The following is a 17727-nucleotide window of genomic DNA, read 5'->3' on the forward strand; positions in this document are numbered from 1 at the left end:
GGTTAACAAAGGCGCACAGCAGGTTCAGCGAAGGGCGTACTTCTTTGCCACGTCGGCGTTCTTGGTCGCGCGCTCGGTGAGGAAGGCAAATGCCAATCCGAGTACGAGCCACAGTGTCGCCTGCGTTGCGAGCGAGGAAAGTCGGAACTCCCACAGCAGAGTTGCCGGGAAGTCCTCGCCCACCTCGTTGATGCCGGGAAGCGAGACGTAACCGATCGCGACGATCACCAGGAACGCAGCCACCGGAGCGGCGATGCGCACACTGAGGAACTCGTGTCCGGAAACTGCCTTTGCTGCAGCTGCCGCCGCAGTGACGGACAGCAGTCCGAGAATCACGGCCGCCAACCACAGGAGTGTCCGCTGGTTGATGGTGTCCGGATCTCCAACGGCCGGCGGGTTGGCCGGGTACTTGAAGAACGGCACCGCCTCGATGGCCAGCCAGCCGCCGACGGCGATGGTGATCGCCAACAACGGCCCGGACATTCCGGTGAGTCGTCGCGCGTAGTTGGCGACGACCGAGAAGATCGCGCCGAGTGCGAGTCCGGCCAGCGCTGTGGCCAGGAACAGCCCGGCGCGCTGCCCGTCGCGGCTCACCAGTGGTTCTTCTTCGTCACCGTGTGAATGCCCAGCGGCTTCGCCGGCATGTTCTCCAGCGGCACTGTTGGCTTCTTCGATCGCAATGGCAGCGTTGACGTGGGGTTCACCCAGCACGAACGCAACACCGCCGGCAAGAATGCCCGCGATCAAACCAGCCAACAATCCACGAATGAGAAGCTTCGTGAAACTGTCGACTAGTGGCACGGCAGGCCCATCAAGTGGCGTCCGTCGTGCATCAATTCATGCATGTACATGCCGGTGCGAGAGATCGCGCCCTGGTCGAATCCGACCAGGTAGAGAGCCAGCATCGCGAACAGAACGACTGCAGCGGCGAGGAAAGCAAGACGAGTCGAATCGATCGACGTATCGGGAGAATAGGCGAGAGCCATCGAAGCCTCCTGGGATTTTCGCGTCCCCTAGGTCCATGCGATGGCCGAAGTGTCTGGCTGTCGAATAGTCGTGCCGAAAAAGGCACTTCACCTCGAATTACAGTGGCGCGACCGCTCCGGGCTTTCACCGGATTCCTGTCGGACCATCGCGTTTACATGCGAACTTTTGCACTACTGCCCGCACCGTGTCAACGCGTGAAGCCGAGATGACCGTCGATTGTGCCCGCACGAGCGGGCACAATCGTTCGAGATCAGCTCTTGGCGGCGACGTCCAGGACAACTTCGAACTCGAGCAACGACGCACCCGAAGCGACGGGCTTCGCGCGTTCGCCGGAGTGTGCTTCGCGGGCCGGACCGTCACGCCAATCGGCGAACGCCTGCTCGGACTCCCACTGCGTCACCACGAAGTAGCGGCTTTCGCCGGCGGTGGGGCGGAGAAGCTGGAATCCGAGGAAGCCCGGGGAGTTCTCGACTGCGTGAGCGCGTGCTGCGAAGCGCTTCTCCAGTTCGGGGCCGGCGCCCTCGGGGACCTCGATTGCATTGATCTTCACGACTGCCATGAAAGCGACATTACCCGTGTACCTTCACCGCGTACCGTGACACTCGTGTTGCATGACGAAGGTGGAACGGGACAGCCGATTCTGTTGTTGCACGGACTCATGGGCAGTTCCCGAACGTGGCGTCGCCACGTGCCGTGGATCCGCGAGTTCGGCCACGTCTACACCTTCGACGCCGCCGGTCACGGCAGGCCGGCGCCGGCGGAACTGACTACCGAGGCATTCGTCGAGGACCTGACATCGGCCGTTTCCTCCATCGAAGGTCCGATGATCGTGATCGGTCATTCGATGGGCGCTCTGCACGCGTGGTGCTTCGCCGCTGCGCATCCCGAGAAGGTGTGTGCCCTGGTCCTCGAAGACATGGCCCCGGACTTTCGCGGACGCACCGCAGCGGATTGGGCGCAGATGATTTCGGCGTGGCCGCAACCGTTTGCTTCCGAGGACGCGATGAAGGAATTCTTCGGCCCCGTCGCCGGCCAGTACTTTCTCGATTCCTTCGACCGCCGCGACGACGGGTGGTACCTGCACGGTGACGTCTCGACCTTCCGCGACATCTCGGAGGAGTGGGGCACGCGGCACTTCTGGGATCAGTGGAAGGCGATCGAGGCGCCGACTTTGCTCATCGAGGGGGAATTCACCATCACCCCAGAAGGACAGATGCGAGAGATGGCCGAGCGGCCGCAAACCCGGTACGTACGTATTGCCGACGCCGGTCACCTGGTCCACGACGATCAACCGCAGCGTTACCGCGACGTCGTGACGGAGTTCCTTCAGACGGTGAGCTGACTGCGGATCGACGAGCCCACCTGCTCCAGTTCGACGGCTCGTCTGGCCAGGAGTCCGGCAGCGAACTTCGCCTTGTCGCCGCGATGGCGGGGGACGACGTGCAGGTGCGAGTGGAACACGGTCTGGCCCGCGGCGCGACCGTCGTTGACCAGGAAGTTGACGCCGTCTGCGGCGATGTCGCAGCGCCGTAGAGCGCCGGCGATGAGCGTCCCGACGCGGAACATCTCTGCGCCCTCATGGTTTTCGAGAGCATCGAGGTTTTCTGCATGACGCTTGGGGACCACCAGAGTGTGTCCGCGACTCACCGGTCGGGCGTCGAGAAATGCGAGAGTCGTCTCGCTCTCGTGAACGAGAATCGCCGGCTCGGTCAGTGCGACGATCTTGCAGAAGACGCAGGTATCGGTGCTCATGTCTACAGAATGTAGTCCGAATCAGATCCGATCCGGGACTACAGCAGGCGCAGTTGACGTGCCTTCGTGATCGCTTCGTTGCGGTTGTGTACGTCGAGCTTCTTGTAGAGAGTGCGTAGTTGAGTCTTGACGGTGTTGACGGAGACGTACAGTTTGTCCGCCATCGCGGCCGACCCCATTCCGAGCGCCAGGAGTGAGAGGACCCGCTGTTCGCGTTCGGTCAGCTCCACGATGTGCACGAATTCCGGAAATGATTCAGCTCGAGGCATTTTCGCGAACTCGGTGAGCGCTCGCGAATTCGACTTCGCCATCGATTCGAGTTTCTCGACGTCTGTCGATGCGATGGTCGCGAACGAACGCAGAAGTCCGGTTTGCTCCGCGATACTGCACGCTCTGGACCATTCCTGAGCGGCGAGGCGTGGCTCACCCAATTCGGAGTGTGCAACCGCCTGCACCAGAAGCGATTCCATCTGAGCCCGCGGATAGGATTCGCCCGACCAGTCGAACTGGTGACACAGCGCCACGGCGGCCTCGTTCTGGCCGATCCGTTGGCGCAAACGTGCCACCGACGCGAGCGTCCACGGGTTGGCTGCAGGATCAGCGATATCCTTGGCCAGAGCAACTGCCTTGTTTCCCTCGCCGAGTGCGAGCAGGAGGTCGATCTCCGCGGATTGCAACAGAGGAAGCGCGAAAGATGTAGCCGTGTACTGCATGGAATGCGCTTCAATCGCATTGTGGAGCAACGGCAGAGCGGAAGATGCAGTGCCCTGAGCCAGGGCGAATTGGCTGTGCGCATAGACGACGAACGCCCACAGTTCCTCGACGTCGGACGGAACGCCGAGTTCGGTCAAGGCGATACGTGCGTCATCGAAGTCGAGCGTGTCGAGAGCGGTGAGAGCCCGTGCGGTCAAGCCGGCGATCTTGACCACAGGTTCGAGCCAACCTCCGGGGTCCGGATGCTTCTGCTCGAGTTCGAACCAATGTGTGGCCTGTCGCGGCTCACCTGCCAGCGCCCAATTCAGCGCGGCACTGCCGGCAGAGTTGCGAGCGATGAAGTCGACTCCTCGAGACAGGGCACCGTGGTACGCCATTCGAGCTTTGATCGTGGATTCGGTGAGTCTGCCGCTCAATTGAAAATTGATCGCCCATTGAAGTCGCATGAGGGGGAGTTGTGCGCTGACGGTCTCCGGGTTGTTCTCCAGCGCACTGCGACTGAGGTGAGCCAGGCGCCTGGTGGTCTCTGCCGCGAGTCCGTACTCGCCGGCGAGCCTGAGCATGATCGATTGGACACAGCCGATGCTGAGGGCGTCTTTCGCCTCAGCCGCGGCGCCGAGTTTCCACAGTTCGGCGGGCGATTCGGGCAGCGAGTCGACGATACTCGCGCGCTTACTCGGATGCATGGTGAACAGGGCGCGGCCGGCCTGGACCGCGGAGTGTTTGACGGCGGCCTCCACCGGAATCCGTTGAAGTGCAGAGCGAACCGTGTCCAGGCTGCTCACGATCATCGTCACCCAATGTTGTTCGACGATGTCTACTGCGAGGGTCCAATTCTGTGCCTCGATCGCATAGTCCAGCGCCGACGCGTAATGGCCGACGTCGAGTCGATTGTGGGCAAGGAATGAAAGACGTTGCGACGGTTCGATTCCGGTGCGGGTGTGGCGCGCGAGTAATGATTGCCGAATGGCGGGCGGCAATTCCCAGGTTTCGTCGGCCTCGCTTTCTGAACGCGACAGCAATCCGGCAGTCTCCAGTGTCACCAGTCTCGCCCGAATTCGACGAACGGTCTCTGCAGCATCGTGGTGCTGGGACTCGAACAGGACTGCGGCGATGTCGACGGTGATCGATCGAGCAAAGGCGATCGCGAGCAGGAACTCGTGTTGCTTCACGCGCTCGGCGATGGCGAGGACGGAACCAGTCACGTAGTCGTCTGTCGCCTGCGCGACGTTCTCCTCGATTACCTGCCGGCGGTTGTCGCCGCCTGGAATTTTTGCGACTGCGGCAGCGGCGGCGCGGACCAGCGAGGGAAGCCCACCAGTCAAAGATGTGATTCTTTCAGCATCGCCCGCAGCCGTGTGAGCGTCGGTCTGTTCCAGTACGTGGGCGGTATCGGCTGCCGTGAACAACAACTCGTCCGCGCTGACAACCTCATGATCTGTGTCGAGAAGGTACGGCTCGGAGAACATGCCGAAGCCTGAGAGCGTCACTACGAGGTCAAGATTGTGGCAGCGAGTGAGGAGTTCGATCAATTGATCGTCCAATTCCGGTTCCGGCACCAGATCCGGCCTGATCAAAACGAGCAGCACGGGGCGGGGCAGATCGTTCAAGGATTTGATGATCGCGGTGAAAGGATCGGCGAGATCACCGGCGTCGGGTAATGCTATCCCGGCGGCGTGAATTCGCTCCAGGACCAGCGCCCAGAAGGTTGCGAGTGTCGATGAAGGAGCTGGCGCCGAGACCCACACGAGAATTCGTTCGGAGGCCAGATTGGCGCGTAGCCACGACGCGATCAACGACGATTTTCCGTAGCCGTTCGGTGCACGGACGATGGTCAGAGCGGCGCGGCGGTCGAGTTTCGCGAACAGAGCCTGCCGGGGAATCGACACGGCAATCGTGCGTCTTTCGGGAATAGCTGCCCAGTCGTGGCCGTCCATCCCGAACATCAACGCGGCCCCTTTCTCCTTGCGCGCCCGCGGTAAATGGAGAGTTTGGGCGGATTGTCTCGATCCATCTATCTACAGGGAGGAGCGTAGCTGGTGCGAATCCAGAGCGTGCCATCCCGGGCAATTCACCCGGGACTTCACCCTGGGTGAGAGAAGTTCACCCACACAATCACGCCTTCACCATTGGCTTTCGAGTCCCTCGAGCGACTTCTATGGAACGTAGCTCGGGATTCGCCAAATGCGGCCGAGAGTGCCCGCCAGGGGCCCGAGAGTCAGACATCGAAGGAGCGTCGTGAGAACTCGTCTGTCAGAGGTGTGGCCGAAGGCCGCTACGGTCGGACTCCGGCCGAGGGCGTGGCGCCGAGGAGTACGAGGCATCGGCGTAGTTGTCGTGACCGGAGCTCTGGTGGTCGGCGCTGCTGCGCTCGGCGTGCTGCCGATGCAGTCGGATGTTCGATTGGCAGCCGAAGGAGAGTTCGTGCCTCCCTTCACCGTCGAGCTGACGGCGATCGACGGTGCACCGCCCTTCGATCCCGCTGACGGTCCAGGGCTCGATTCGGGACCGTCCAACGGCATTGTCCGAGAGGGTGATCCGGTGACGTACGTCGTCGACATCGGTGTTCGAGACCAGTCGCTCTCGGACGTGGTGGTGCAACTTCCGGTGCCTCGAGGTTTTACTCTGCCGTCCGTGCCGGACTACTGCGGAGACGACTCGGGCATCGACGAGGTCGGGTTACTCTGCCGGGTAGGGGATCTGGAAGCAGGTCGATACGTCACTCGAACCGCGACGATGACTGCAGGTAATCGGGACGACGCTGACGGTTTACCGATAGCGGCAGTGGTCACTGCGGATCGGGGTGCGGTGCGCGTGCGGTCGGGCGACGTCACCGTGCGAGTGTCGACTACCCCGGGAGTGTGTGATCCGCAAGGGAATTCTGTCGACGGTCAGACGGTCCAGGGAAATCCGGTTGCGGCGAACGGGCAGATCTCGGGTCTGGTGACGTCCGGAATATCGGAAGCAGTGAGGATCGACGGTGTCGATCAATGCGGGCATGCGATAACACGGACGGTCAAGCCGTTCGAAGGTCGCTTCTCGTTTGTCGGACTTCTCCCGGGTGGGTATCGCGTCACGGTCGACGGCCGAGCGCCGGTGGACCTCGTGCTGGAACCAGGCGCAATGGCGCTCAGTGGCCTGACGTTCTGATACGGCTCCGCAGAGATCTCGACCCCCGCAATAGTCAATGGAGGATCCAGTGCGTGAAAGCCTGGGCGTTGTATTCGAAAACAGTTCCATTTCAACAGCTCTCGTAGATGCCGACACGCCGCTACTTGGTTCGATCGACGAGTTCCGTCACCCGTGGGGTGTAGACGGGACTCTTCCCTCTGCGCAGACGTCGGCACACGCGCTCGCCTCCGCTGCGGAGGTCGCCACCAGCCGAGCTTTGCGCTCGAATCTGTGCCCCACCGTCGTCGGAGTGATGTGCGAGCGTGCGGACGTGCGCGAACTTGTCCCGGATGTGTTGTCTTCCAGTGCTTTCGAGAACGTCGAGTTGGTCAACGGTCTGGACGCCCGCCTTGCCTACCTGCGGACTGTGGACGCGCTGAACGGTGTTTCGCCGATCCTCGCATTCTGGCCGGACGGCAGCGAGATTGTGATCGCGGCCATTGATCCGAGTGCCGGCGTCGTGGACTCGGCTCACCGCTACGCCACCGCCGAGTTGCTTGCAGACAGCTCGACATTTGCTGCGACTTTGGATCTGCTCGTCGCCGAACAAGACCCAGCTCCGAAGATGCTCGTCGCGATGCTGGTGAACCAAGAGGCCAGGCAGCCCTGCGCCGAAGCCGCCGAACTGGCCGGGCTCGGCTTCCTGTTTCTGAGCGAGCGCGCACAACTGGCGATCGGCGCTGCGCTGGTAGCGGCCGCGAGGGGAAATGAAGTTCGGCCTGGCGTGGCTGTTCAGCCCGTCAACAGGATCCGGTGGGCAGCGGCAATAGTGTTGCCGCTTCTGCTCATGCTGACGGGATTGCTGATCGCCCTCTCTCCAGACGGGTCGCACGCGGTGTCCACTGACAGCCCGAACGTCGGCGCCGAGCCTGCGACCTCGACCAGCGGGCCACCGCCAGGCGCTGCACTACCGATTGTGACCCTTCCGCCCTGCGACCCGGTTGTACCCGTCGTTCCTGCTGCACTTCGACGTTCGGATCCTGAAGTCGCACCACCCCAGACCGCCGAACCCGCAGCAGCATGCGACCCGATGCGAGTCGGTTAAGCCGTACCCTCTCCCGCCAGCGCAAACAGGCCGTCGTCGGTCTGCTCGACCAGTCCGTCGACCAGCAGGGAATGCAACGCGCGGTCACGTTGACCAGGATCGGTCGGCCAGACGATGTCCAGTTGCGCACGTTCGACCGGACGGTGACTTTCACGCAGAACGGCCATCAGTTTCCCCCGTACCTGGCGATCGGTGCCGGCGAACTTCTGCACTTTCTTGGGCGGTCCGGTGTGTGCCGGCTTGCCCGACGCGACCCAGGCGCAATTCGGCAACGGACAGTTTTCGCAGTTCGGTGTCCGCGCCGTGCAGATCAGTGCGCCGAGTTCCATGAGAGCTGCGCTGTAGGTGGCGGCGCGCTCTCGCGTCCTCGGCAGTAGTGCCGCGACGTCGGCGAGGTCGCGCGTGTTGGATGGATTGCCAGGTTCCGCATTGCCATGGACGGCCCGCGCAACTACGCGTCGTACGTTGGTGTCCACCACCGGTACTCGCTGTCCGTACGCGAAGCACGCTACGGCGCGGGCAGTGTACGAACCGATTCCCGGCAGTGAGAGCAGGATGTCGACGTCTTGCGGCACCACGTCACCGTGCTCGGTGGCCAGGACGCCGGCGCATTCGTGGAGGCGCAGCGCACGTCGAGGGTAACCGAGTTTGCCCCACGCGCGAAGCACTTCTGCCTGACTGGACGCTGCCATCGCCGACGGAACCGGCCAGCGCTCCACCCACTCTTCCCAGATGGGCGCAACACGCACCACTGGCGTCTGCTGGAGCATGATCTCGCTCATCAGGATCTGCCAGGCACTGACGCCCTCACGTCGCCACGGCAGGTCACGGGCCGTATCGGAGTACCACTTCAGCAGCACCGAAGATTCCACTGCCACCGCTACCGACACACTCCTCGAACCTGCGCTCCCGGCCGACGAAGGACACGTCGACTTGTGGAGGCCACTTTATCGGCAGGCGCCGACACGGCTGCGTTCCGATACGGCTGCGTTCCGATACGGCTGCGTTCCGATACTGCTGCGTGCCGATACGGCCGCTTGCTGATGGCAGACCTCCCGATCACAACAATTGCACGTTGCTCAGTTTCCACTCGCCGTCTTCGCGGACCAGTGAGAGTTGCATGCGGTTGCGGTCGATCCTCGGATCGGGGGAGTTGGTGTTGGTGATCGTTTGATCGAGGAAAACGAGAACTTCGGCGTTGTCGCGGTCACTGCTCGCCAGCCCGGCTGAGATGATCTGCGCTGACGAGGTCGCCTGATACTGCACGATCATGTTCTGCAGGTTGGCTGCCACTTGGGCGTACTGGCCGGCGAACTCACCGACGGAGTTGTCGCGCACCACGGAGAGATTCTGATCGAGGTTCTCGAAGTTGTATGTCGCGAGGTCGGTGGCGAATTGCCGTCCGCTCTCGAGTGCGCTGGTGCGGGCGTCGTCGTCGACGGATTTCTGCCAGGTCGCGAATGCACCCCATCCGAGCGCAGCGACGACGACCAGGACGCCGGCAATGATCACTACGGTCTGCTTGCGAAGCCGCTTGGGCTTGTCGACGATTGCGGGTGTCGGGGGCTCGGGTGTCTGGGGTTCAGCTGTCTCGGTCATTGCGTTCCTTGAACTAGTAGTGCGGCAAACGAGTTGTCACCGAGAACGGTGTTCTGACCACCGTTGAGGCCCAGGCGAATCGATGTTCCGTCGCCGGTAGCGACCGTGCCGACGGCAGGATCGTATTGCGCGACCCCGTCGATCGTTCCAGTGTTTGCTCCGGTTGCGGTGGGGATGTTCTGCGAACCTCGGTTCTGGATGCGGCCCGACTGGTCCGTGCAGTGTTGGTTCTTGTCGATTGTGGTCGGTGAGGTGTCCTGTACCGATCGCCGGGGTGTGTCGTAGAGGCAGACCGGACCGAGTGCTGTGATCAGATCAAGTTGCGCGCGTCCGTCTTTGACGATGCTTCCGAACTTTTCGAAACCTTTCGGGACCACCACCAACAAGGCGTCGACGGCAGGCATCCGTGCGGTGACGATCTGCGTGGAGACGAGGGAATTGGCCAACAGCAGACTGAACGGTTCACGGCTCTGCTCGATGAGAGGGAGTATCTGATTGTCGAGAACGCTCGGGCTTCGATCGAGGAGTGTGCGCAGTTGCGGGTCGGAGTTTCGTACCTGATCTGTCAATTGGCGAAGTGTGAGTGCAACTTCGGGAAGAGCATCGACGTTGTCTTCGTTCGCGGCAAAGAGTGAACGAGAATTCTGTACGAGTGTGTTGACTTGCGGTTGATCGGCTCGGACAGTGCGCGCGAGTACGTCGAAGTTGTCGACGAGAGCCTGTAGATCCGGACCCGATCCGTTCAATCCCTCACCGAGTTCGTGCGAGAGGGTCCGCAGGTCTGCCGGATCGACGGTGTCGGCAGCAGCGTTGAAATTCGCGATGACGGTTCCCAACGCGACCGGGATCGACGTGCGCTCAGTCGGAACCACCGAACCTTCGGCGAGGTAGGGGCCGCCGTCGGTCTGCGAGGACAACTGAACTTTCAGTACCGGAACTGCGGTGTCCTGGCTGATGGCCGCATGCGAATCGTTGGGGATCTGTTTGTCGGCGGCGATGCTCAACGTCATCACGACGAGGTCCCGGGCGGAGTCCACCTGCACCGACTCGACGTCGCCGACGGTGACTCCGCGGTATGCCACCTCCGAACCTGGTGCGATTCCGGCCGCGTTCTCCAATTCGACGGTGACCGAGAAGGTTCCGGTGAACGGATCTCCGGCACCTACTTGCCGGAGTACGTACGTCGTGCTGATCACCGCGATGAGGAGGAAGGCTACGATCTCGAAATAGACGGTTCGGTTCTTCATCGCGCGCCTCCTTGCAGGGGTGTCGTGATCGGCAGCTCCCGGTCGAAGGCAGGCAGAGGTGGCAGTGGCGGTGCGGCACCGGGAATGATCTCGTTGAGCACTCCGGTCACTGTTCCCTCGAGATCGACGTCGAGGTCGATGTTCACGTAGTCACCTGGGCTGGCGCGTTCGAGGAGCACTCTCGCGTTGTCCAGGTTGGTCATCGTCTCACCCAGTGTCGGGCCCATCGCCGAGAACTGGTCGAGGATGGGTGAGAGTCGATCGGTGATGTCGGAAATCTGGTCGGCCGACTGATCGAGTACGGAATTGGTTGCGGTACTGAGCCTGTCGGTCTCATCGAGAAGATCCAGCAGTGGTTGTCGTTGGTCGGAGACAACACCCAAGGCAGGCGTGAGTGCGCGCAAACCTTCGTTGATGGTGGCGCTCTCGTCACCGATCAAGGCGCTGAGCCGATTCAGTGAGTCCAGGGCCGAGTTGATCGATTCTTTTCGGTTTTCGAGTGTTCCGAGAAAAGCGTCAAGGCGCGCAAGCAGATCGCGGATCGTCTCGTCCCTGCCGTCGAGAATCTGATCAGCCTCGCTGACGATGTTCTTGACCTGCGCCAACCCGCTGCCGTTCAACAGAGTTCCGACGGCGCCGAGTAGTTGTGCGACGTCGGGCCCGCGAACGGTCTCCGATCGTTTGATGGTGGAACCTGGTTCGAGGACGGGGCCGGTCGCATCGGCCGGAACTTCGAGGTTGACGAATGCATCGCCGATCGGGGTTGACAGCTCTATACGGGCGCGGGTGCCGATGGGTAGTTCGATGTCGGACTCGATGTCGGTATGGACGACGGCGGCAAAGGTTTCCGCGCTCATCGAGGTGACTTTGCCGACGACGGCCTGCCCGATCCGTACCTCGCCGCCGACGGGCAGTAGTGACGCGTCGTCGAACTCCATGTTCAACGGGTACGACTGTCCCGGCAGGCCGCGACCGAGGGGGAGGTGCTGGAAGTTGAGACTGCAGCCGGTCAAGGGCGCTGCGAAGGCAAGTGCCACAACAATGCTCGCCACGGACCTGTTCGACGCCATCAGTTGCCTCCACCCAGGATGCGTGCCAGCTCGGAACTGCCTGCGGAAGGGAATTCGATGGGATTGACGATTCCCGGCCCGGTGCACAGTGGAATCGGCATCTTCTCGCACAGTGCTCGTGTCGTGTCGAACTGTGAGAGGTCGGTGGCGATGTCCAAGCGGCCGCGTGCCCTGCCGTCTTCTGTGACGAGGTTGGCGACGTTCTCGAATCCCGTTGGTGCCGTTTCGATGATCTCGCGCAGTTGGTCCTGCTTGGTCGCCACTGCTCCGGTCAACTGTGCGAGCGCACCCAGGTCGGCGGTGACCCTCTCGCCGTGTTCGGCGAGTAGCGCCGAGACCTGTCCGAGCAATGTGGTCAGGGAATCGAGCGCCCCGCTGATGTCTTCGCGTTGTTCGCTGAACGCGCGGGCGGTCACTGTCACCGAGTTCGACAGCGAATCGACCTGGGTCTGGTTGTCCGCGATCAACTGCACGAGGGTGTTCAGGTTCTTCACCAGCTCGGAGATGTCAGGACTTGCACCCGCCAGCACCGAACTTGCCTGTGAGATGGACTGCACGGCATCGTGAAATGCTTGCCCGTTGCCGTCCACCGCGTGGGCGCCTTCTCCGATGAGGTCACCGATCCCACCGCCGTCGGCGCCAGGGCCGAGCGCGACCGTCAGTTCGTTCACCGAAGCAGTGAGCTGGTCCCACGTCAGAGGAGAGTGAGTGCGTTCGAGAGGGATCACCGCGCCGTTGGTGAGGAACTCACCGTCTTCGTAGCCGGGGCCGAGTTCGATCGTGCGGTCACTGATGACCGAAGGAGAGAGGACCCAGGCCTGCGCGTCGGCTGGCACGCGTGTTCCCGGTGGCAGGCTCAGTGTCACCCGCACCCGGGGCCCGTCCGGTGTGACGCTCTCGACTCTCCCGCTGGGAACTCCCAGAATTGTCACCGTGTTGCCGGTGAAGATGGCATCGGTGGAAGCGAATTCGGCAGTGAGAGTGAGTCGGTGCTCGTCACGCGTGACGAACAAGATCGCGCCGATCGCGCAGATCACTATTGCGGCCAGAGCAGCAAGTTTCTTGACGGTCGTGGTCATCGGCACCCCTGCACAAGCCCTACGACGCACAACCAGTTGTCCGGGATGAGCGTGGAGGGTGAGTTGAGATCGAGCCAGTTGCCGTTGCCGGTCGCGTTGGTGACGTAGCGGACGCTGGGCGCGAAGTTGTCGAGCAGCGTGGTCAGCGATTGTTCGTTCTCGGACAGAACTCCCGTCACCTCGTGGATGTCTCCCATGACCGAGTCGACCAAAGCCTGGTTGTCACCGAGGAACTGGGCAATGGTGGTACTCAACTGATTCAGGTCTTGTACAAGGGCGTTCAACACGTCCCGCCGGTCGGCGATCGTGGCCATCACCAGATCTGCATTTCCCAGAAGGGTTTGCAGAGTGTCCTTCTGCTCGATCAGGGTGGTCGTGGTCTGCTGCGCCCCGGTGAGAAGGGAGCGCAGTGCATCGTCGTTGTTGTTGACGACCCCGGAGAGTGCGTCGATGCCCTCGAGTGAGCGGCGGATGAGTTCGGGATCGTTCGGTGAGTTGTCGGAGACCACGGTCAGCATGTTTCGCAGTTGTTGCAGGTCAAGGTTTTCCGACGTGGATTGTGCGCTGCGTCCGAGGTCGTCGAGAGTGAACGGAACACTGGTGTTCGTGATGGGGACGGTCGAACCTGCGGGCAAGGAGCGCGATCCGTTCGGAGTGATGTCGAGCGAGCGTCGGCCGAGCAGAGTCGAGATCTTGATGTCCGCACGCGAGTCTTCGCCGAGACTGACGCCGTCGTCGAGTCGGAAGGTGACGTCAACGGAGTTGCCGCTGACCGCCAACGACGTGACTACCCCGCTCGGAACTCCTGCGACGTTGACCGGATCGTCTCGCGTCAACCCGGTGGCGTTGGCAAATACGGCGTGGTACTCGTTGGTCTTGACCTTCAAGATCAGTTGAGGGACGACAAGTGCGGCCAGAACGACTCCGACTCCGACGAGAATGCAGATGATTCCGTTGCGGACCGGGTTCTTGACGGTGAGCCAGTTCATCGACACACCGCCGAGCGCTCGGGACCACCCAGCGCCACCGATTGACCCAGTGCACTGAGTCGAAAGTTGCAGATGTAGATGTTCGCCCAACTGCCGTAGCTCATTGCGATTCCCAACTGGGTGAACAGTTGATCGAAGGCGGTGATACCTGTCGCGAGCGAGTCGCGATTGTCGACGACGGCGCGGGCCGACTGATCGATGGAGGTCAGTGTGCCCGCCAAGTCAGGCTCGACCCGCGTGACCAAGTCCTGAAGGGAAGAGGTCAGGGCACCTGCGGAATCCACTGCGGCCGAGATCTGTTGGCGGTCCTGTGCCAAACCGCCGACCAGTGTGTCGAGGGTGTTGATCATCTCGACGAAGTTGGGTCGATTCGTCGTGGTGACGGTCAGTACCCGGTCGAGGTTGGTCAGTAGCTGGTCCAGGATCGCGTCGCGGGACGTCAAGTTCTCGGTGACGGCAACGGTGCGCTCGAGCAGGCCTTCGATGGTGGAACCTTGTCCTTGGAATACCTGCACGACGTGTCCGGCAAGCTCGTTGACTTCTGCGGGGTCGAGTGCGTCGAACAGTGGACGGAAGCCGCCGAGGATGTCGGTGAGGTCGATCGCCGGCTGAGTCCGTTCCACCGGAATGGTGGCCCCGGGGGAGAGGTAGTTGCCGGTTGCTCGTTCGTGTGGGTCTGATTCGATCGAAATCGTCCGTGCCCCCAACAGATCCGCATACCTCACCACCGCTCGACCGTCGGTCGGAATGCGTTGTGTGGATTCGAGTTCGAAACCGACGACGGCTTGATTGTTCACCAACTCGACGCTCTCGACGCGCCCGACTCGGACCCCGGCGATCTGTACGTCACTGCCCGTGACCAGACCGGAGGCATTGACGAAGACGGCCTGGTACTGCGAACTCGGCCCGGAGACGGGGTTGATCAGGGTGCTCACCACGATCACGGTGGCGAGAATCGACAGTGCGGCAAACACTCCGAATCTGATCAGAGACCTCTTCACGCTCATTCGCCCACCACCGTCGTGCCACGAAGTACCGGTCCGGCCACCAGAGTGTCCAACGCTGTACCTCCCTGGGTGAGAGCTGCGATCAGCGACTGTTCGACGGGACTGCCGACCGGTCCGACGGTTCCACCCAACGCGGCAGCGGCGGCAGGGCAGTTGGGGCCGCGGGCCGCGTCGTATTGTGGGCAGTCGGTTTTGCCGTACGGATACAGATCTGTGACGGACAGTCGCAGGTCGGTGCTCAGCCATGGCCCGTGTGCCAACGCCGGCGGAAGCTTGATCGTGAGATTGCGCAGGCCGGTGTAGAAAGTTGTGATGTGGTCGGGTCGTGAAGTGATTGCGCCGGTGAGGGAATCGGCGTCGTCGATCACGGTGATCATGCGGTCACGATTGTCACCGATCACAGTCGCGGCAGCAGAACCCGTGCTGGTACCGGCTCGCAGAAGCGCCGCCAACCCGTCGGATTTCTCGACGACGGTTTTGGATGTGGTGATGGAGTTCTCGAATGCGGCGAGCATGTCCGGCGCACTCGACGAGAGACTGTCGGCGAGGGTGGCTATGTCGTCGAGGTCGTCACCGAGCCCGTCGATGACGGGCTGCGCACCGACCAACGCGTGGTGAACCGAATCGAGAGATTCACCGATCTGGTTTCCCTTGCCGCTCATCGCGTCCGAGACTGCCGTGAGCGCGACGTTGATGTCGGCGGGGTCGAGGGAAGAAACGAGCGAGTAGATCCGCGAGATCGATTGGTAGAGCTGGACCGCGACCTCGGACTGATCCGATACCAACTCCGTACCCGGCGCGAGAGCAGGGCCACGGGAGAGTCCGGCGGGTTGAATCAGGTCTACGAAGAAGTCGCCGAAGATGTTGCGGGGCATCAGCCTCACCTGACTCGTCGACGGTATGTCCTCGAACGCACCCTCGTCGATTGCGAGTGAGACGGTGGACGCGGTGGTGCCCGGCTCGATGTCGGCTACCGTTCCGACTACGACGCCGCGGTACTGAACAGACGACCCGACGCGTAGCGCACCGGCGGCGGCGGGGACGACAGCGCTGACCTGAGGTGTGGAACCGAAGGTGTCCGTTCCCCTGCTGAACAGGAAGACATAGGCGATGATCAGCAAGACAACGGCAAGTAAACCCCGCAGTGCCAGCGTGATTCGACTGGTATTCGTGACGATCATCCGGTCAACCCGGGTACTTGAGGTTTGAGTCCCCACAGCGCAATGGTCATCGCGACGTCGGTGAAAGCAAGGAAGACGATGCTGGTGCGCAAGGCTCGCCCGGCGGCTCGTCCGACGCCTTCGGGGCCACCGGTGGCGGTGTAACCGTAGTAGCAGTGCACGAGGGTCACCACGACCGCGAACACCATGACTTTTATCAGTGACAGCCAGATGTCGTTGGGGGAGAGGAAAAGACTGAAGTAGTACCCGTACGTTCCCTCGGACTGTCCCTTGACCCGGATCACGGCAAGCGCCGTTGCCATGTACGAGGCGAACAGGCCGACGAGGTACAGCGGGACCACCGCGATCAGTGCCGCGATCATTCGGGTGGTGACCAGATACCGCAGTGAGGGAATCGCCATGACCTCGAGTGCGTCGATTTCCTCGGAGATCCTCATGGCGCCGAGTTGCGCGGTGAATCCGGTTCCGACTTTGGCTGCCAAGGTGATTGCGGCGACGAGCGGTGCGACCTCGCGAGTGTTCGCGATGGCGGACATCACCCCCGACAGTGGAGCGAGGCCGACGAGGTTGAGCCCGCGGTAGCCCTCGAGTCCGATCTGGGAACCGGCGAAGAACGAGATCGCGAAGATGACGACGACGCTGCCGCCGCCGGCGAGGAGGGTGCCCGAACCGAATGCCACCTGCGCGACCAGACGGGCCACTTCACGCCAGTATCGCTGCAGGGTTGCCGGAATCGAGGTGATCACGCGCGCGTGGAAGGTGAACTGATCGCCGAGTCGACTCAACCCGTCGACGGTTCGCGAACTGACCCGCTTGGCACGAATTGCGATGGGAAGGTGCATCAGTAGGCACCTTTCACCGACACGAACAGCGGGTAGAACTGGGTGATCGCGAGGTTCGCGACGAACACGAGGACAAACGAGAGCACCACGGTCTCGTTGACGGCATCGCCGACGCCTTGGGCTCCACGCTTGACGGTCAAGCCCTTGTAGCAGGCCACGATTCCCGAGATGAGAGCAAAGGCAACGGCTTTGATGCCGGAGACGACGAAGTCGCTGGGTTGACTGAATTGAACGAGATTGCGTAGGAAGCTCTGTGCGTTGCCGTCGAGTATCAGGACGTGAACGAAGAGGCTTGCGCCCAAACCGATTACGAGAACTATCGAATTCAGTAGGAGGCAGACGATCGCGATCGCGATCATCCGGGGCACGACCAGGCGTTCGAGCACGGGTAGGCCCAGCACTTCGAGTGCGTCGATTTCTTCACGGATCGTGCGCGCTCCCAAGTCTGCGCAGATCGCGGAACCGCCGACGCCGGCGATGATCAGGGCGCACACCAGCGGTCCGGCCTGTCCGATGATGAGGAACGCGACGACGGCACCGCTGTACGCACCCGCGCCGATTTGATCTGCCAGCGCACCGATCTGCAGTGCTACTCCCACACCGAGGGGAATCATCACCAGAGCAGACGCGACCGAGGTGACGTGGGCGAGAAACCACATCTGGTCGAGCGCTTCACGCCAGGCGAGGCGCCGGCGTCGCAGGGTCGTGACCGCGGCAACGCACACACGCACGGTGAAGGTGAACAGCAGTCCGATCTCGGACAGCAGGTTCGAGAACATATTCGTCTTGGCCGGGGAGGCAGGTGTTGCGTCCCCGCTTGTTCCAACTTCGGGGTTGTCTCCGGTTGTTTCAACTTCGGTGCTCACGCCATCCCCCTTTCCGGCCGAATCGTGCTGGTCGGGTTTCTTCGATCACACTCGGATGCTCGAAGTGCTCCAGGTCACGTTGGGAGACGGTATCAGGAAACTGACTCTGAAGTAAGTTCCAATTCGGGTGCTTCATCACAAGGTGTGAAAGCCGACGCGGATCTTTCGTTTGCGTCTA

The 17727-nt window shown here is 62.0% G+C and carries 18 protein-coding genes and 1 riboswitch; of the genes, 3 read left to right on the forward strand and 15 right to left on the reverse strand.

What is annotated here, in order from left to right:
- Positions 1 to 24 precede the first annotated feature (24 nt).
- The 3 genes from ACFWAD_RS18310 to mhuD form a co-directional block, all read right to left on the reverse strand.
- On the reverse strand, positions 25 to 801 hold the full coding sequence (locus tag ACFWAD_RS18310; RefSeq protein ID WP_378534934.1) for a CbtA family protein: 777 nt from the start codon (positions 799 to 801) through the stop codon (positions 25 to 27).
- Positions 792 to 986, reverse strand: a complete 195-nt coding sequence (locus ACFWAD_RS18315; protein WP_003945915.1) for a CbtB domain-containing protein — start codon at positions 984 to 986, stop codon at positions 792 to 794. The genes ACFWAD_RS18310 and ACFWAD_RS18315 overlap by 10 nt, the downstream gene beginning before the upstream one ends.
- Before the next feature lie 24 nt (positions 987 to 1010).
- A riboswitch (cobalamin riboswitch) is annotated at positions 1011 to 1149 on the reverse strand.
- Between the two features lie 88 nt (positions 1150 to 1237).
- The gene (mhuD, locus tag ACFWAD_RS18320; protein WP_007726927.1) at positions 1238 to 1546 is read right to left on the reverse strand and encodes a mycobilin-forming heme oxygenase MhuD; all 309 of its coding nucleotides are present in this window, start codon (positions 1544 to 1546) and stop codon (positions 1238 to 1240) included.
- A 45-nt stretch (positions 1547 to 1591) separates the two neighbouring features.
- Here mhuD and ACFWAD_RS18325 point away from each other — a divergent pair, with 45 nt between their 5' ends.
- A complete protein-coding gene (locus ACFWAD_RS18325; protein WP_378546303.1) occupies positions 1592 to 2329 on the forward strand; it encodes an alpha/beta fold hydrolase in 738 nt (245 codons plus the stop codon).
- Here ACFWAD_RS18325 and ACFWAD_RS18330 read toward each other — a convergent pair.
- On the reverse strand, positions 2314 to 2739 hold the full coding sequence (locus tag ACFWAD_RS18330) for an HIT family protein (protein ID WP_378546306.1): 426 nt from the start codon (positions 2737 to 2739) through the stop codon (positions 2314 to 2316). The genes ACFWAD_RS18325 and ACFWAD_RS18330 overlap by 16 nt on opposite strands.
- Before the next feature lie 38 nt (positions 2740 to 2777).
- Positions 2778 to 5399 carry a LuxR C-terminal-related transcriptional regulator gene (locus ACFWAD_RS18335; protein ID WP_378546309.1) on the reverse strand — a complete coding sequence of 874 codons (2622 nt, stop codon included), beginning with the start codon at positions 5397 to 5399 and terminating at the stop codon, positions 2778 to 2780.
- Positions 5400 to 5691: 292 nt separating this feature from the next.
- Between ACFWAD_RS18335 and ACFWAD_RS18340 the strand changes: the two genes are divergently transcribed.
- Together ACFWAD_RS18340 and ACFWAD_RS18345 are read left to right on the forward strand one after the other, a co-directional pair.
- Complete coding sequence (locus ACFWAD_RS18340; RefSeq protein WP_378546312.1) at positions 5692 to 6603, forward strand: hypothetical protein; 912 nt, start codon at positions 5692 to 5694, stop codon at positions 6601 to 6603.
- Between the two features lie 49 nt (positions 6604 to 6652).
- Positions 6653 to 7669 (forward strand): hypothetical protein, encoded by a 1017-nt coding sequence (locus ACFWAD_RS18345; RefSeq protein WP_378546315.1) that lies wholly within the window; start codon positions 6653 to 6655, stop codon positions 7667 to 7669.
- Here the strand turns inward: ACFWAD_RS18345 and ACFWAD_RS18350 are convergent.
- From ACFWAD_RS18350 to ACFWAD_RS18395, 10 genes are all read right to left on the reverse strand, one after another.
- Positions 7666 to 8547 (reverse strand): A/G-specific adenine glycosylase, encoded by an 882-nt coding sequence (locus ACFWAD_RS18350; RefSeq protein WP_378536154.1) that lies wholly within the window; start codon positions 8545 to 8547, stop codon positions 7666 to 7668. The genes ACFWAD_RS18345 and ACFWAD_RS18350 overlap by 4 nt on opposite strands.
- 181 nt (positions 8548 to 8728) lie before the next feature.
- Entirely contained in the window at positions 8729 to 9268 is a 540-nt protein-coding gene (locus ACFWAD_RS18355) for a hypothetical protein (protein ID WP_378546318.1), read from the reverse strand.
- Positions 9265 to 10515, reverse strand: coding sequence for an MlaD family protein (locus ACFWAD_RS18360; protein ID WP_378546321.1), 1251 nt, complete (start codon positions 10513 to 10515; stop codon positions 9265 to 9267). Before ACFWAD_RS18360 ends, ACFWAD_RS18355 begins: the two co-directional genes overlap by 4 nt.
- Positions 10512 to 11585 carry an MCE family protein gene (locus ACFWAD_RS18365; RefSeq protein WP_378546324.1) on the reverse strand — a complete coding sequence of 358 codons (1074 nt, stop codon included), beginning with the start codon at positions 11583 to 11585 and terminating at the stop codon, positions 10512 to 10514. The genes ACFWAD_RS18360 and ACFWAD_RS18365 overlap by 4 nt, the downstream gene beginning before the upstream one ends.
- Positions 11585 to 12664: an MCE family protein gene (locus tag ACFWAD_RS18370; RefSeq protein WP_378546326.1), complete on the reverse strand. Its 1080-nt coding sequence runs from the start codon at positions 12662 to 12664 to the stop codon at positions 11585 to 11587. Before ACFWAD_RS18370 ends, ACFWAD_RS18365 begins: the two co-directional genes overlap by 1 nt.
- Positions 12661 to 13653: an MCE family protein gene (locus ACFWAD_RS18375; RefSeq protein ID WP_378546329.1), complete on the reverse strand. Its 993-nt coding sequence runs from the start codon at positions 13651 to 13653 to the stop codon at positions 12661 to 12663. The genes ACFWAD_RS18370 and ACFWAD_RS18375 overlap by 4 nt, the downstream gene beginning before the upstream one ends.
- Complete coding sequence (locus ACFWAD_RS18380) at positions 13650 to 14660, reverse strand: MCE family protein (protein WP_378546332.1); 1011 nt, start codon at positions 14658 to 14660, stop codon at positions 13650 to 13652. Before ACFWAD_RS18380 ends, ACFWAD_RS18375 begins: the two co-directional genes overlap by 4 nt.
- Positions 14657 to 15841 (reverse strand): MCE family protein, encoded by a 1185-nt coding sequence (locus tag ACFWAD_RS18385; RefSeq protein WP_378546335.1) that lies wholly within the window; start codon positions 15839 to 15841, stop codon positions 14657 to 14659. The genes ACFWAD_RS18380 and ACFWAD_RS18385 overlap by 4 nt, the downstream gene beginning before the upstream one ends.
- Positions 15838 to 16683: an MlaE family ABC transporter permease gene (locus ACFWAD_RS18390; RefSeq protein WP_378448203.1), complete on the reverse strand. Its 846-nt coding sequence runs from the start codon at positions 16681 to 16683 to the stop codon at positions 15838 to 15840. The genes ACFWAD_RS18385 and ACFWAD_RS18390 overlap by 4 nt, the downstream gene beginning before the upstream one ends.
- Entirely contained in the window at positions 16683 to 17549 is an 867-nt protein-coding gene (locus tag ACFWAD_RS18395) for an MlaE family ABC transporter permease (RefSeq protein WP_378546338.1), read from the reverse strand. Before ACFWAD_RS18395 ends, ACFWAD_RS18390 begins: the two co-directional genes overlap by 1 nt.
- Positions 17550 to 17727: the final 178 nt, after the last annotated feature.

Origin of the sequence: Rhodococcus sp. NPDC059969, from assembly GCF_042738325.1 — a bacterium.
Lineage (GTDB): Bacteria > Actinomycetota > Actinomycetes > Mycobacteriales > Mycobacteriaceae > Rhodococcus_F.